Genomic DNA, 15,233 nt, shown 5'->3' with positions numbered 1-15,233 from the left:
TAGAGGTTTTAGGAAGATATATATGAACTGGAATGAAAAAAATGTTCTGATAACAGGGGCTAACGGTTTTGTTGGGTCTTATTTAGCAAAAGAGCTTTTAGATAGTGGTGCAGATGTATATGGTTTTGTAAGGCCTGAGGACATTGATGCCATGGAAAAAAACTTAATTGACAAGGGTATTGAAGATAAGTTGATCCTGTTGGAAGGTGATCTTACGGATATAACTTCCCTGGCCAATGCTCTTGATAATTCCCAACCTGACTTTATTTTTCACTTGGCAGCTCAATCATCTGTTGAATTCTCCTTCCACCAACCCCTGGAAACTCAGAATATTAATTGCATAGGAACTTTGAACCTTTTAGAAGCCGTGCGCATAAAGGATCTGGATACTAAGATTGTGTTTGCTGGTTCAGGTGATGAATATGGTATGGTCATATCCTCAGAGGAACAGTACCTGCGTGTTAAACAACAGCATAAGACAGTTTTCCCGGAACCTGTAAACATTCCAGAATTACCAGTTAAGGAAAGCAATCCCCTCCGTCCCCTGTCACCATATGCAGTATCCAAGGTGTACGGAGATTACTTGATGCAAAATTATCACCAGTCTTATGGTCTGGATACTGTGGTGTCACGGGCATTTAACCATGAAGGTGCTGGTAGGGGAATGATGTTTGTCACATCCGTCATCACCAGCCAGATTATGAGACTTAAATATGGAGAATCAGACCGTATTGTTATCGGAAACCTTAATGCCTTCCGTGACTGGTCCCATGTGAATGATATTATAAAAGGATATCTTCTACTGGCTGATAAAGGCCAGAAAGGTGAAGTTTATAATCAGGGATCCATGAGAACCAACTCGGTCCTCAGTTATATATTATTGGGATTGGAACAGGCTGGTTGGACTATTAGCAGTATTGAATCTATTAAGGGTGGTAAAACTGTTGATAACCCCACGGAACTAAATAACAATCCCTTTTTCGGAGTAAAATTTGTTAAAACCCGGGTAGATCAGCTGATGCTGGAAGGTAAACTTGAATTCACCATCCCTGATAAGGGTATTATTGTTAACAGCAGCCAGGGGAAGGTGCTTATCGAATTCAATCCCAACCGGTTCAGACCCGCAGAAATTCCCCTGATCCTTTCCAGTAATGAAAAAATTCAGAAAATTGGTGGAAAAATTGAATACAGCCTCAGTGATATTATAGAAGACCAGTTGAACTTTTTTGACCATGAAAAAAACAGAATCTGAGGTTTTATCTTATAATAATCTTTTTGATCAATCTAAATTAATAAAAAAATTTATATTTAGCACCATTAGGCTGCAAGGAGTCATTACATGCAGATTTATTCCACTTATAAATTGCTCAAAATCAAATAAAAAGTTGAATGGAACTGGTATGAAATCTAATCCTTATAGGTTCATAATGCGAAAGAAGATTTATTTGGTTTGGGAATTTATCTATGTTACCTGAATAAAAAATTTAACTGCAATAAAATTAATCTTAAAGAAAAGTATCTAGACTTCCGATTATTACGAATTAATGTTTAATCTGTTTAAAATTAGAATAAGAGGCTCTAAATTGAAAAAAGCATGCATAATTGTCCAGGGAATTGTACAGGGAGTTGGCTTCCGACCAAATGTCTACCGACTAGCCCGGAACCTGGAACTTAATGGATATGTACGTAACCTTGGCAATGTGGTTGAAATAGTAGTTGAGGGTGATGAAAAAGATATTAAAACCTTTTTAAATGATTTAAAGGTTAAAAAACCGCCTATATCCAAGATTGATTCATTGAAAATTGAGCGCTGCGAGGAGAATATTACACCGGATTTCACTGATTTTCAGATACGGGAAAGCTCAGCTAACTTCTCCGGATCCTCGGTTATACCTCCTGATGTGGCTACCTGTGATAATTGTCTGGCTGAAGTGATGAAAGAGGGGGATAGACGTTACAGTTATCCTTTCACTGCCTGTACTGATTGCGGGCCACGCTTCACAGTTATCACATCTATTCCCTACGACCGTGAGCGAACTTCCATGGAGGAATTTCCACTTTGTCCGGAGTGTAGAGTGGAATACCAGAACCCGGAAGACCGGCGTTACCATGCTGAGGCTACTTGCTGTCCGGTGTGCGGCCCTGAAGTTTTCCTTTACCATGAAGAACGGATGGATTCGGAAAATCCCATTAAAAATGCGGCTGAACTCTTAGATGAAGGTAATATACTGGCTATAAAGGGCATTGGGGGTACTCATCTGGTGGCCAATACCCTTGATGACTTGCCAGTTGTCAAAATGCGTGAGAGGCTGGGTAGAATGAACCAACCCTTCGCCTGCATGTCCCCCTCTATTGGCACCATTCGTACCTTTGCAGAGGTGGCTGATTTTGAAGAGGAAACACTATTATCCCGGAGTAGGCCCATTGTTGTGCTCAAAAAGAGTGAAAGTTACTATTTATCCCCTTATGTTGCTCCGGATCTACATAATTTAGGGGTGATGCTTCCCTACTCTGCACTGCATCATCTGCTTTTCAGCTACACTGATACACCAGCTTATATCATGACCTCTGCTAACATGCCGGGAGAGCCCATGCTAACCCAGAATCAGGAAATAATAAATAAACTGGAAAATGTGGCTGATTATTTCTTATTACACAACCGTGAGATTGTAAACCGATGCGATGATAGTGTGGTGCGCTTCCGTGGTGGTGATCTGGCATTCATCCGCAGGTCACGGGGTTATGTGCCTGAACCATACGATTTTTCCACCATCACTAAGGATTTGAATGTGCTGGCCCTGGGACCGGAGATTGATGTTACTTTCTCCCTCCTTAAAGAAGGTAAATGTTATGTATCTCAACATATTGGAGACACAACCAAATATGAGACTTTCCTCTACCTCCAGGAAGCAATTGAATACATGATGAGAATTACTCGAACCAGTTCAATTGATGTGGTGACCTGTGATCTTCATCCTCAATTTTTCACCACTAAACTGGCCTATAAACTGGGAGATAGGTTTAAATGTCCTGTTTTAAAGGTTCAACATCATCATGCCCATGCTGCTGCCCTATCCATGGATTGGGGTGTGGATGAGCTTATCTGTATTGCTGCCGATGGTGTGGGTTATGGTGCTGATGGAGGTGCCTGGGGTGGGGAGATCCTTTACTCCAATGGAGCAGAATACGAAAGATTAGCCAGTTTAATACCCCATAAAATGCCTGGAGGAGATTTAACCACCCGTTATCCTGCCAGGATGATGATGGCCATGTTATACTCCCTTTATGATAAAGAAGAAATTGTTGAAATCATGAAAACCAGTTATGTTGACTATTTCCCCCACCGAGAAAAGGAAGTGGATGTGGTAGCCAATCAGCTGGATAAGGACTTCAATCTCACAGAAACCACCAGCACAGGTCGTGTTCTTGATGCTCTTTCTGCTGCCATGCATATTTGTGGAGAGAGAACTTATGAAGGCGAGTGTGCTATGAAACTGGAATCTGCAGCTTATCATGGTAAAGATGTTTACCCCATACCCATTAAAATCGTTAAAAATGACGGTAGAAGTGTTTTAGATACTTCAAGGATTCTTTTATATGTCCTGGAGAAAAAAATGGAAGGAGAACCCGTTAGGGATCTAGCTTGCTCTGCACAGAGGGCTGTTTCCCAGGGACTGGCAGAACTGGCCATTGAAGCTGCGGATAAGAAGGGGGTTGAAGTTATTGGCGGTTCAGGAGGGGTTTTCTACAATGAAGCCATTAGTATGACCATTAAAAAAGTTGTGGAGGATGCGGGTTTCAGTTTCCTCCAGCATAAGAATAGTTGTGCAGGTGATGGTTCTGTTTCCCTGGGACAGGCTGCAGTAGCTGCTTTAAGATGCAAAAAGAAGTAATGGCGAAACTTGATTATAAAATCATTAAGAAGGAGCCATTCAAGGCTCCTCATCCTGAGATTCTTCATCTCCGAACATAACTGGCAAGTTAAAGGAACGTATTTTCAGGGCTCTTTTTCTATCATCTAGCTGTTTCAGAAGTATTTCAGCGTGTTTTTTAGCCTCATCATAGTTTTGGATGAGCTGTTCCAATTCAGATGAAACATCATCCCCTCTACGGGCACGTTCCTCCAATATCTGCAGTTCCTGGAATTCATGGCCAGGTGACTTTACCCTTATGTTACCCTGACTAATGAAAATCTGGAATTCCACATCATGGGATATGTCATAGTATTTTCTTGGCCTTCCACGCTCTATTTTTTGGAATGAAGAACTAAGAAGTCCTGCTTCTTCCATAGCACGCAGATGTTCAATTATAGCTTTCTGACCAATCTCCAGTTCTCTGGATATCTGGCTTACAAAACGAGGCTCATCCCTTAAAAGATCCAGTATATCTCGACGGGTTTTGCAGCCCATTACATCCAGCAATAACTCTAAATCCATCATTTATCACTTTATCGTCGTATTTTATATAGTGCTAGTTAGTGCTAATATTTTTATTTACTTTTTTTATCTTCGATTTATCTTAAATCCTTATTTTTTTAAAACAGTTCATCTTACTATTCTTCCAATTTTTAAAAATATTTCAATTACAGTGAATGTGAAGAAAACATGATGACACCAGATAATATCTAAGACACCGAATATATTATGGTAACTATGAGTTACTATAATCACTATTTTTAGAAAGGTTTATATAACGTTTGGTTACAATAATTTATATAACTTTTGGTAACTATAACCATGATTTTCAAAAGGTTTATATAACCAATAGTAACTATAATGGTAAGTTACTTATCTTCCCATCCACCACGAAAGGTGAATAAATGAGTGATAAAAAGGACGAAAAAAAGATGCAAAAGGATCTGAAGGAATTGGAATCCCAGATCCAGGAAAAAAATGATGAACTAAAGGAGAAGGAAGAGGTAATTGTTAAAAAAGACCAGGAATTAGAAAAGTACAAAGAACAGTTACTAAGACTTCAGGCTGATTTCGAGAACTTTAAAAAACGAACAGAAAAACAATTAAGTGATCAAATCCGTTACGCCAACGAACAACTTATCTTAAAAATATTAGATGCATATGAGGATTTCGAACGAGCCCTTGAATCCGGAAAGTCCGATGAACTCAAGGAAGGTGTGGAGCTAATCTACAAGAAACTTAAAAAAGTTCTGGAAGAGGAAGGATTAGAGAAAATCCCTGCTGAAGGAGAGAAATTCGACCCATATCAACACGAAGCACTTATGGCAGAGGATCATGATGACTTTGAAAACGGAGAAGTAATTGAAGAACTTTGTAAAGGTTACAAATTGAATTCTAAGGTTATAAAGTATTCTAAAGTTAAAGTTTGTAAAAAAAATGATTAATTAGAACTATTATAATGCAAGAGGTGAATTTATATGGCTAAAACAGAAAAAATAATTGGAATTGACTTAGGAACCAGTAACTCCGCTGCTGCGGTGTTAATTGGTGGAAAACCAACCATCATACCCAGTGCAGAGGGAGCCACCCAGTACGGTAAATCATTCCCCAGTTACGTGGCCTTCACTGATGATGGTCAGCGCCTGGTGGGTGAACCTGCCAGAAGACAGGCTGTAACCAATCCTGAAAAAACCATTACCTCTATTAAAAGAAAAATGGGAACCAATTACAAGGTAGAAATTGCTGGCAAGCAATATACTCCCCAGGAGATCTCCGCTTTTATCCTGCAGAAAATCAAAAAAGATGCTGAAGCATTCCTGGGTGAAGAAGTTAAAAAAGCAGTTATTACCGTGCCTGCTTACTTCGACGACAACCAGAGAACAGCCACCAAGGACGCGGGGACCATTGCCGGTCTGGATGTAGTTAGACTGGTTAATGAACCCACCGCTGCCAGCCTGGCCTATGGTATTGACAAATCCAGTGAAGATGAACTGGAAATCATGGTTTTCGACTTCGGAGGAGGAACCCTGGATGTGACCATCATGGAATTCGGAGGAGGAGTATTCGAAGTTAAATCCACCAGTGGAGACACCAAACTGGGTGGTACTGACATGGATGCTGCAGTCATGAACTACCTGGCCGAAGAATTTAAGAAAGACACCGGCGTGGACCTCATGAACGATGATCAGGCAGTACAGAGACTCAGAGAAGCTGCTGAAAAAGCTAAAATCGAATTATCCACCACCCTAACCACTGAAATCAACCTACCTTTCATAACCGCCACCCAGGACGGCCCCAAACACTTAACACACACCCTAACCCGGGCTAAACTGGAAGAACTGGTGGATTCCATCATCAAACGCTGCTCCGGACCTATGGAACAGGCCCTGAAAGATGCTAAAATGACCAAAAACGATGTGGATAAAATCATCCTGGTGGGAGGACCTACCAGAATGCCCATAGTCCAGAAATTCGTGGAAGATTACATTGGCAAACCAGTTGAAAGGGGAATTGATCCCATGGAATGTGTGGCTGTGGGAGCCGCCATCCAGGGAGGAGTTCTCGCCGGAGAAATCAAAGACCTGGTTTTACTGGATGTTACCCCCTTATCCCTGGGAATTGAAACCCTGGGAGGAGTCTTCACCAAATTAATCGAAAGAAACACCACCATACCCACCAAGAAAAGCCAGGTTTTCACCACCGCTGCTGACAACCAGACCTCAGTGGATATACACGTATTGCAGGGTGAAAGATCAGTGGCCACTGGAAACACCACTCTGGGCAGGTTCCAGCTGGTTGGAATACCACCAGCACCGCGTGGAATGCCCCAGATCGAAGTTACCTTCGACATAGATGCTAACGGTATCCTCAATGTTTCAGCCAAGGATATGGGAACTGGTAAAGAACAGGCCATAACCATTACCGCACCCAACAAACTATCTGAGGATGAAATTGAACAGAAGATTAGGGAAGCCGAACAGCACGCTGAAGAGGATAAAAAACGCCAGGAAGAAGTGGAAATCCGTAACAATGCAGATTCCATGATCTACACTGCTGAGAAAACCCTGGATGAACTGGCTGACAAAGTTCAACCGGACCAGAAGACTAAAATCGAAGAACTGGTCAAGGAACTCCGGGAAGTTGTGGGCGGAGATGATGTGGAAGCCATTAAAAACAAAACTGAAGAATTAACCAAAGCTGTGCAAGAAGTGGGAGCTGCCATTTACCAGCAAGCCCAGCAAGAACAGGCCCAAAAACAGCAGAGCCAGGATGCTCAAGGTAGTGCAGATTCAGATTCTGGTGACGACACCATAGACGCCGACTATGAGGTTAAAAAATAGGTCCAGTAAACCCAAAGCAGCAAACATATAATGGTGGGGATGAATAGTGTTCAACTCCCCACACCCACAATTTTTATTATATTTATTTTACTAAAAAGAAACAGACATTAGCATTGCATTATTCACTACTAAGTAAAATAAAATTACTAAGTACATGCAAAATAATTTAGAATTACAAAATCATTATTAGAATCATATTAATCATCATATTATATTAGAATTGGTTTTAAATTCACATTTTCATCCCATTAATATTATCATCCATTTAATAGAATTCATAGTATTTGAGGAAGATTAACCATGGCAGAGAAGCGTGATTACTACGAAGTACTGGGACTGGAAAAAGGAGCCAGCAAAAAAGATATTAAAAAGGCCTACCGGAAGTTGGCCATGGAATATCACCCTGATGTAAGTGAAGACCCTGAAGCAGGGGAAAAATTCAAAGAAATAAGTGAAGCCTACGCAGTTCTTTCTGATGATGAGAAAAGAAACACCTATGACCAGTATGGTCATGCTGGAATGGGTGGATTCAGTCAGGAAGACATCTTTAACAATATCAACTTCGAAGACATTTTCCGTGGCTTCGGCTTCGGAGGAAGTCGTGGCGGGGGAGCCAGTGGTTTCGAGAGCATATTCGACCTTTTTGGATTTGGAGGAAGTCGCCGTGACGGCCCCCAGCAGGGAGCTGATGTACTCTATGAAATGAAAATCACCCTGGAAGATGCAGCACACGGATTGGAAGAGGACATCGAAGTACCACATAAAAAGACCTGTCCAAGATGTAACGGATCCAAAGCCGAGCCTGGAACTGAAAGCCGAACCTGTGATACTTGTGGAGGTAGTGGTCAGGTGCGCCATGTGCAGAACACCCCCCTGGGCCAGTTTGCAACCATCCGCCCCTGCAATGTCTGTCGTGGCGAAGGTAAAATAATTGACAACCCCTGCCATGAGTGCCATGGTAAGGGAATTGTCCGGCAAAAAAGCACCATACATGTTAAAATCCCTCCTGGTGTGGAGGACGGGTCCCGTTTACGCGTTCCTGGAGAAGGAGATGTTGGTAAACGGGGCGGACCACCAGGAGATCTTTATGTTCTTATAAGGGTGAAACCTCATAAGTACTTTAAAAGGGAAGGAGCCAATCTCTACTATGAAAAACCCATCAGCTTTGTGCAGGCTGCTCTGGGGGATAAGGTAGATATACCAACCATTGATGGAGAAGTGGAGCTTAAAATACCTGAAGGAACTCAGACCGGCACATCCTTCCGGATAAAAGGCCAGGGGATGCCTCATTTACGCTGGAATGGTAAAGGGAATCTTTACGTGAAAGTTAAAGTTATCACTCCCAAGAAACTCAGCCCCCGTCAGAAGGAACTTTTAGAAGAGTTTGCTGATATTAGTGGCCAAGAGATTTATGAGGAAGAGAAAGGTTTTTTTGATAAAGTAAAAGATGCCATCAGCCACTGATAATTCCAGACCAGTTTAAAAAGACAATTTTTATCTTAAAATCCTTTTTTACTTTTTTATCAAATATTTCATTATATTTCCTTTTTATTTTTTATTAACCCCTGTTTATTGTTTTTATTGTCCCCACCTACCAGGAAAAGGTGATTGTAAAGTTAACAGGTGTTGGAGTTTTCATTAAAATTTAAAATTCGTTTATTATGGTTCTTTCACCAAACAAAGACAATTTAAGGCAAATTTTATTGCAGATATCCATCAACCCCCCCAATAACTTTACAGTCCCAGGAAAAGTAAAATTATTTATTTGTGATAAAATTGCATTTAATTGACTATAACTTGAAATACACTTTTAAGATGTGATCCCGTGAAGTATGATGAGAATCAGGAAATAGATGTAGAAGAGATACTGGACAAGATCAGTGGTTATTTTGGTTTCGTGCCCCCTATCTTCCAAGTTTTACAAGCCAACCCACCGGCTCTAAAGGCCTATTTTGATAAATTTGAAGTTCTGATGGTGGACAATACATTAACACCCCTCATAAAAGAATTTATATCCATTGGAGCTGCTGCTGCTCTTGGATCATCCCATTGCCTTGGCACTCATTTGGAAGTGGCTAGGAAGTTTGGAGCCTCTGACGAAGAATTACTTCTGGCTATTAACATAGGAGCATCCATTGCAGAAACCACTGCTCTTTCAAAGTCACTGCGAGTTTATGACAAGTTTAAAGAGTGATAATAAAGTAGAATAAAAATTTAGATTTTATTTTTTCCTTAAGATTTTCTTTTTCCGTTAATTAAAAAAACCATTAACATACATAGTATCTACGGAAGTATATTATTGAAAGATTTAGTCTAATATGAGGAGTTGGGGGCTTATGATCAAACTTCTAAGTGATAAATGGCACATTGAAGATCAAATACGACCTGCTTTAGGTAGGAAAGTCAATTTAACCTTGGATATGGCCACTGATGAAACCGTGCTTATAATACCTCTTTTAAAAGATATTGAGAAACATGTGATAGGATTAAAAGTTTATGGTGTGAATCTTGGCAGGGAATTAACTTTTTTTAAGGAAAATAATCATCTGATAATTGATTTAGGTGATCTGAACAGGTGGACCTGCACTCCTGACCAAGAGGGATTGTATAAAGTGCGTTTAAATGTAAAGTTCACCGTTAAAGATCCGCGTTTTGAATTATCAAGGTGGGACCTTGGATATACCAGCACCTTCGAAGTGGATGGTTATATGTTAGACAAAGGTTCTTTAACTCTCCCACCAGGCTTAAAACTGGCAAGAAATCGAATACAGGCACATGCCAGTTTAAAATGTAAGGATGGAGAAATTAAACAATTTTCACTGAATTCTGAGGCAGATTATGTTACCAAAAAAGATAAAGGGAAAAATTATGTGTTCCTTATGGATCCTGAAAGTATTGAGATGATGAAATCAGAAGAATGTGCCTCCTCCATCAAAATATGCTACCAGGCTGTTAATGAAAGAATATATTATCTGATTTCCATAATTGGATTTGCCCTCCTTTTAGTCTCTCTTTTAAGGTTTTATGCCCTTGTTACTGGCGATCCCAAGCTGCAATTCGACATCCGCTTTCTAGCGGCTTCCGTGGCATTTCTGGGATTGATCATGGGCTTGGTGAGAGAAGGGTATGAATTACCATTCCGTCGCATGGTTTTCATCGCCATACTGTTTTTAGTGGTGGATTTGGGACTGGAAATCATATTACTAAAATGAAGGATAAAAGCAAATGAAGAGAGAAAAGTGGTAATAATTAAGTTAATTAGATATAAACCATAGTTTTCTCTCTTACTATCTGGCCGTATTATTGCTTTTATCAGCTTTGCTTAACCTGTTCCGTGAAAAATAGGAGTTACCCTTATCAAATCCTTCCGAAAAATAATGGTTTAAAATGCGGTGTTAATTGGGATTGAACTGTTTTTGAGCTTTTAAGGGAATAATCAGATAGATTTGAGGCTATCAAAAAATTTAATACTAATAGAAAATATAATATATCAAAGAGATGGATTTTTCAAATTCGTGAATATTGACTAGGAGGGAAAAAATATGCAAAAAAATAATTTGGCCATAATACTGATAATTCTGGGTATAATTGTACTGGCCATTCCCATGCTAGGAGTTGTCCCCTTAAGTGTGCTTACCGGTTTAGGAGTTGCATTTTTAGGTATAGGACTTATCCTGGCTGGTTTAACTGACAGAGAAGTAAGCACTGGTTTGGGTTTGCTGGAAATAGTTTTAGGAATCATAGCCCTGGTACTGGGTCTTGGATTTATTTTAAATCCCGGTCTTTTCAGTTTCGTGGCAGGGTTATTGGTCTATATGGCAGGTTTATTCCTGATCATAGTAGGTATTGTTGCCGTGTTTACTAAAGCTGGAGGTAGTCGATGGAACGGAGTGATTGCCATAATTATCGGGCTCGTATACCTTATATTCGGATACTTAATTTCCGACCCATTCTATCTGGGAATATTAATCGGCCTATGGTTGCTAATAACCGGAATTTTGATTTTTTTACAGAAAGACTAAACTAGTAAACCCAATAATTCCCATTATTTTTTTATTTTTTTATTTTTCAGGGCCCACTCATATTCGGCTATTTTTAAAATCTCCAATTATGAATCATAGCAGTGAAAATTTACTAATTTAAAATTTCAGCGAATTTTTATCCGAATTTTTTTATATATAAGCATATGAAAGAATTAATTTAAAAAAAAATACAAATACTTGAATTTTTATTGATTTGGAGATATTAATATAGTTAAATGCCTTTAAATGAATTCATAGATGTATTCTATTCATTTATATTTTTTTCACCACAAAATAAGTTAATATTAAATAGATGAACAACACATAAATTGGTTATACCTAACAATATTGTTACTTATTTAAAATTTTTGAAGGTTTATAAAGATCACGTGAGGAGGGGTTTGATGTCGGAGGCAAAAATTTTAGTAGTTGAAGACGAAGGACTTACTGCAATGGAAATTCAGAGAAAACTGAAAAATTGGGGTTATAAAGTTCCATCATTTGCTTTCTCACGTAAAGAGGCTGTTAAAAAAGCCAAAGAAATGAAACCTGATCTTATTTTAATGGATGTGATGCTTAAGGGCGAAGGAGATGGAGTGGATGCTGCTAAAGAAATTAAAAGTGAACAAGACATTCCCATTATTTATATAACTGCATATGATGATATTAAAACGCGAAAAAGGGCTGAAAGCACCAATCCAGACGCTTATTTAATAAAACCTTACGAAGAACACGAACTTCAAAACAAGATCAAATCCGTGCTTTCTGGACATGATACTTGGAAAAAATTGATAGAAATTGGAAAAAGGCTCGAAACTAATTCTAAAGATTTAGGAATAATAGTAATAGACTCTGAAGGAATCATTAGATATTCTAATAAAGTTGCATCTGATTTAACTGGTTCTGAAAGCGAAAAAATTTTATTAAAATATCTGTATGAGGTATTTCCAATTAAGGATATCAATGATGAAAAAGACTTTACCAACTATTTGGAAGAAATTTTTATAAATAATAAAGCAGGGATTACGGACAGATCCGTTATTAAACAGGATACTGGGAAAAATATTAATTTAGAGTACAGTTTTAACCCTATTTACGATAATAATGAAGTTATAGGAGCTAGTCTAGTTTTCAAAGAATTGAGTAAGGAAAATTTCGAGGAAAAAATCCCCATTCAGTCCCCAAGTGAGTCTGCAATGGAAAAACAGTTGAACAAATTTTATCAGAAGTCGCTGATTCAAGATTCCCTGGTGGCAACTGAGATATTCAACAAAAAAGGAGAGTTGGTAAATGCAAATCCAGCTTGTCTTAAGCTTTTTGGCGCAGAAAAAGTCGAAGAACTAAGAAGTTTTAGACTTTTCGAATCTTTCAAAATGGAAGCTGAAGATATCAAAGCCCTGAAAGAAGACTCAAAGATCAGTGCGAAATGTCAATTTAGTGCTGAAGAATTAAGAGAATTTGGATTAAACATCAAAACCGAAGATTCGATATATTTAAGCCTTTACATAAGTCCTTTAAAGTTAGATGAAACAGTTGAAGGATATTTAGTCCAATTCCAGGACATATCTACCCCCCGGAAACGAGAAGAATCTCATATAGATAACGAGAAACTCCATTTAGAAATTTTGAATACATTAGATCAGGCAGTGATAGCCTTCGATGGAGATTTAAAATCCTTTTATTTTAATAATGAATTCAATGAACTCTTAGGCTTGAAAAACAGTGACATTATTGGTAAATCCCTTTCTGAATCCATTAAACCACTTTGGGATGAAGAACTGGAGACCATGTGCAGGAATACATTAGAAACTAAACAGCCTTCAAATGTAATTAAAAGTTTCCAAAAAGATGAAAAATTTTTAAATATTGAGATAAAGGTTTATAACCTGTTCAAAGGCCTGGTTATTCTTTTAGATGACATCACTGACATTCAGAAAAGGGAAGAAAATCTGGAAAGAAATGAAAACCTTTATAGTTCGGTAGTAGATGATCAAAGCGAAATAATATGCCGTTTTAATAAAGATTTAGAGCTCACATTCGCTAATAGAGCCTATTATCAATGCTTTGGTATGAAAAATGAGTCTGGTTTAGTTTTTTCACTTACTGAAGAAGATTCTGATGAGATGAAAGTTCATTTGAAGTCATTGGATGAAGAAAATCCTGTTAAAATCTTTGAAAGTCCCATGAAAATGCCTGATGGTGATACTAAATGGTGGCAATGGGTTACTAAAGCAAATTTTGATGAGGAGGGGAATATTTCCGAGTATCAATCAGTAGGGCGTGATGTTACTCAAAGCCACCTTCTAATTGAAGAATTTAAAAATAACATTAAAAAGCTTCAAGTTTCTTTAAAAGAGAAGGATAAAGAAATTGAAGATCTTAAAAAGTCATTTGAATCTAAATTGGATGAAAAAAAAGTAAAAATAGATGATTTTGAAAAAATAAGTAACAAAAAGTATGAAGAATACAGTGAAGAATTACAGGATTTGATGGAAACCATTAAAAACCAGAAAATAGAACTAAAAATCTTCCAAGAAAGGGAAAACTCCTACAAAGAAAACATAAAACTACTCAAAAACGAAATAAACACCAAAAACAACCAACTAAAAGAACTACGCCAAAAAATAGAAACAGAAATCAACACCAGAGAACAAACAGAAAAACAACTACAAAAACAAACCACCAAACTCCAACAACAACAAAAAGAAACACAAGAAAACCAAAACCAAATCAACACACTCAAAAAACAAATAAGCAACCACAAAAAAGAAGCACACGACCTAACAGAAACCATAAAAAACCAGAAAATAGAACTAAAAATCTTCCAAGAAAGGGAAAACTCCTACAAAGAAAACATAAAACTACTCAAAAACGAAATAAACACCAAAAACAACCAACTAAAAGAACTACGCCAAAAAATAGAAACAGAAATCAACACCAGAGAACAAACAGAAAAACAACTACAAAAACAAAAACAGGAAAACCAAAACCAAATCAACACACTCAAAAAACAAATAAGTGATTTAAGAAACTCTGAACTATCTTTAAGGGAATCACAGGAACGACTGGAAAAGGAGATTGAAAATAAAATAAACGAACTTAACAGTGCCCGTGAAGATTTAGATTTAGAGAAAGCTAATAGAATCAAAGCGGAAAAAAACCTTGAAGATACCAAAAATCAGATTCGAAATGAGATTAAAGAAAAAGATAAAGAGATTAATCGCATTAAAAATGATTATGATGCCAGAATATCGAATCTGGAAAATTCAGAACGCATTGTAAGAGAATCTCTTGAAAAGAAAGAGAATATCATTAAAAATATGCGTAAAGGAGTTTTGACCAACATAAAAATGATATCAAACCTGAACAGATTCCATTCTGATATCCTTATAAATGATATGATTAAAAAATTAGAGGACGGTCGCAGCTATCTGAGATCTTTGGAAACAATACCTGAAACATTATACCAATCTAACAACCTGGAAGATGTGAATCTACAGGAATACCTTGATAATATCTTAAGTGATATTCCACGTTCTCCTGAGGCAGAGAATATTGACCTTGAAATTGAAGCCAATGATTTGTCCTTAGATATGGAAAATTCATTATTAACAGGCATGATTATAACCGAACTTGTGATAAATTCTTTCAAACATACCTTCCCTAATGATAAAGGAGAGATTAGGGTGGAAGTGTTATCTGAAGATGATAATCTCGTGATTAAAGTATCTGATAATAGTATCAGGCTACCAACCCAGACTTCCTTGGGAAAAAAGGACAATGGTTTGGATCTGGTTAATACCTTCGTAGAACAGTGTGAAGGAACTTTGGAATTTATAGAGAAAGATGGAACAACTTTTATTGTTAAAATCCCATCAAAACACTCCACATAAGTATAGGAATTATCTCAAAACTAACTCTCAAAACTAACTTTAATTAGATTTCATGGCCTGCTG

General features: G+C 37.9%; 10 protein-coding genes and 1 other RNA gene (1 of these 11 only partly in view). 9 read left to right on the top strand and 2 right to left on the bottom strand.

Annotated elements, in window-relative coordinates; genetic code table 11:
* The first annotated feature begins 22 nt into the window (after positions 1 to 22).
* Positions 23 to 1,252 carry a GDP-mannose 4,6-dehydratase gene (locus tag HVN35_04260; GenBank protein ID NYB51759.1) on the top strand — a complete coding sequence of 410 codons (1,230 nt, stop codon included), beginning with the start codon at positions 23 to 25 and terminating at the stop codon, positions 1,250 to 1,252.
* A 292-nt stretch (positions 1,253 to 1,544) separates the two neighbouring features.
* Positions 1,545 to 3,893: a carbamoyltransferase HypF gene (gene hypF / locus HVN35_04255; protein ID NYB51758.1), complete on the top strand. Its 2,349-nt coding sequence runs from the start codon at positions 1,545 to 1,547 to the stop codon at positions 3,891 to 3,893.
* Positions 3,894 to 3,932: 39 nt separating this feature from the next.
* Here the strand turns inward: hypF and HVN35_04250 are convergent, their stop codons facing one another.
* Positions 3,933 to 4,436 carry an ArsR family transcriptional regulator gene (locus HVN35_04250; GenBank protein NYB51757.1) on the bottom strand — a complete coding sequence of 168 codons (504 nt, stop codon included), beginning with the start codon at positions 4,434 to 4,436 and terminating at the stop codon, positions 3,933 to 3,935.
* 383 nt (positions 4,437 to 4,819) lie between these two features.
* Here HVN35_04250 and grpE point away from each other — a divergent pair, with 383 nt between their 5' ends.
* From grpE to HVN35_04215, 7 genes are all read left to right on the top strand, one after another.
* The gene (grpE, locus tag HVN35_04245; GenBank protein ID NYB51756.1) at positions 4,820 to 5,359 is read left to right on the top strand and encodes a nucleotide exchange factor GrpE; all 540 of its coding nucleotides are present in this window, start codon (positions 4,820 to 4,822) and stop codon (positions 5,357 to 5,359) included.
* Between the two features lie 33 nt (positions 5,360 to 5,392).
* Positions 5,393 to 7,255 carry a molecular chaperone DnaK gene (gene dnaK, locus HVN35_04240; GenBank protein ID NYB51755.1) on the top strand — a complete coding sequence of 621 codons (1,863 nt, stop codon included), beginning with the start codon at positions 5,393 to 5,395 and terminating at the stop codon, positions 7,253 to 7,255.
* A gap of 300 nt (positions 7,256 to 7,555) precedes the next feature.
* A complete protein-coding gene (gene dnaJ, locus HVN35_04235; GenBank protein ID NYB51754.1) occupies positions 7,556 to 8,719 on the top strand; it encodes a molecular chaperone DnaJ in 1,164 nt (387 codons plus the stop codon).
* A gap of 361 nt (positions 8,720 to 9,080) precedes the next feature.
* Positions 9,081 to 9,449: a carboxymuconolactone decarboxylase family protein gene (locus HVN35_04230; protein NYB51753.1), complete on the top strand. Its 369-nt coding sequence runs from the start codon at positions 9,081 to 9,083 to the stop codon at positions 9,447 to 9,449.
* Between the two features lie 142 nt (positions 9,450 to 9,591).
* Complete coding sequence (locus HVN35_04225) at positions 9,592 to 10,467, top strand: hypothetical protein (protein NYB51752.1); 876 nt, start codon at positions 9,592 to 9,594, stop codon at positions 10,465 to 10,467.
* Between the two features lie 330 nt (positions 10,468 to 10,797).
* Entirely contained in the window at positions 10,798 to 11,277 is a 480-nt protein-coding gene (locus HVN35_04220) for a DUF308 domain-containing protein (protein ID NYB51751.1), read from the top strand.
* A 404-nt stretch (positions 11,278 to 11,681) separates the two neighbouring features.
* On the top strand, positions 11,682 to 15,170 hold the full coding sequence (locus HVN35_04215) for a PAS domain S-box protein (protein ID NYB51750.1): 3,489 nt from the start codon (positions 11,682 to 11,684) through the stop codon (positions 15,168 to 15,170).
* 55 nt (positions 15,171 to 15,225) lie between these two features.
* Here the strand turns inward: HVN35_04215 and rnpB are convergent.
* Positions 15,226 to 15,233: RNase P RNA component (gene rnpB / locus HVN35_04210), an RNA gene on the bottom strand; it runs 300 nt beyond the window's last position.

This window comes from Methanobacteriaceae archaeon (assembly GCA_013403005.1).
Taxonomy (GTDB): Archaea; Methanobacteriota; Methanobacteria; order Methanobacteriales; family Methanobacteriaceae; genus Methanobacterium.
This window is presented reverse-complemented; position numbering and strand designations above follow the sequence as displayed.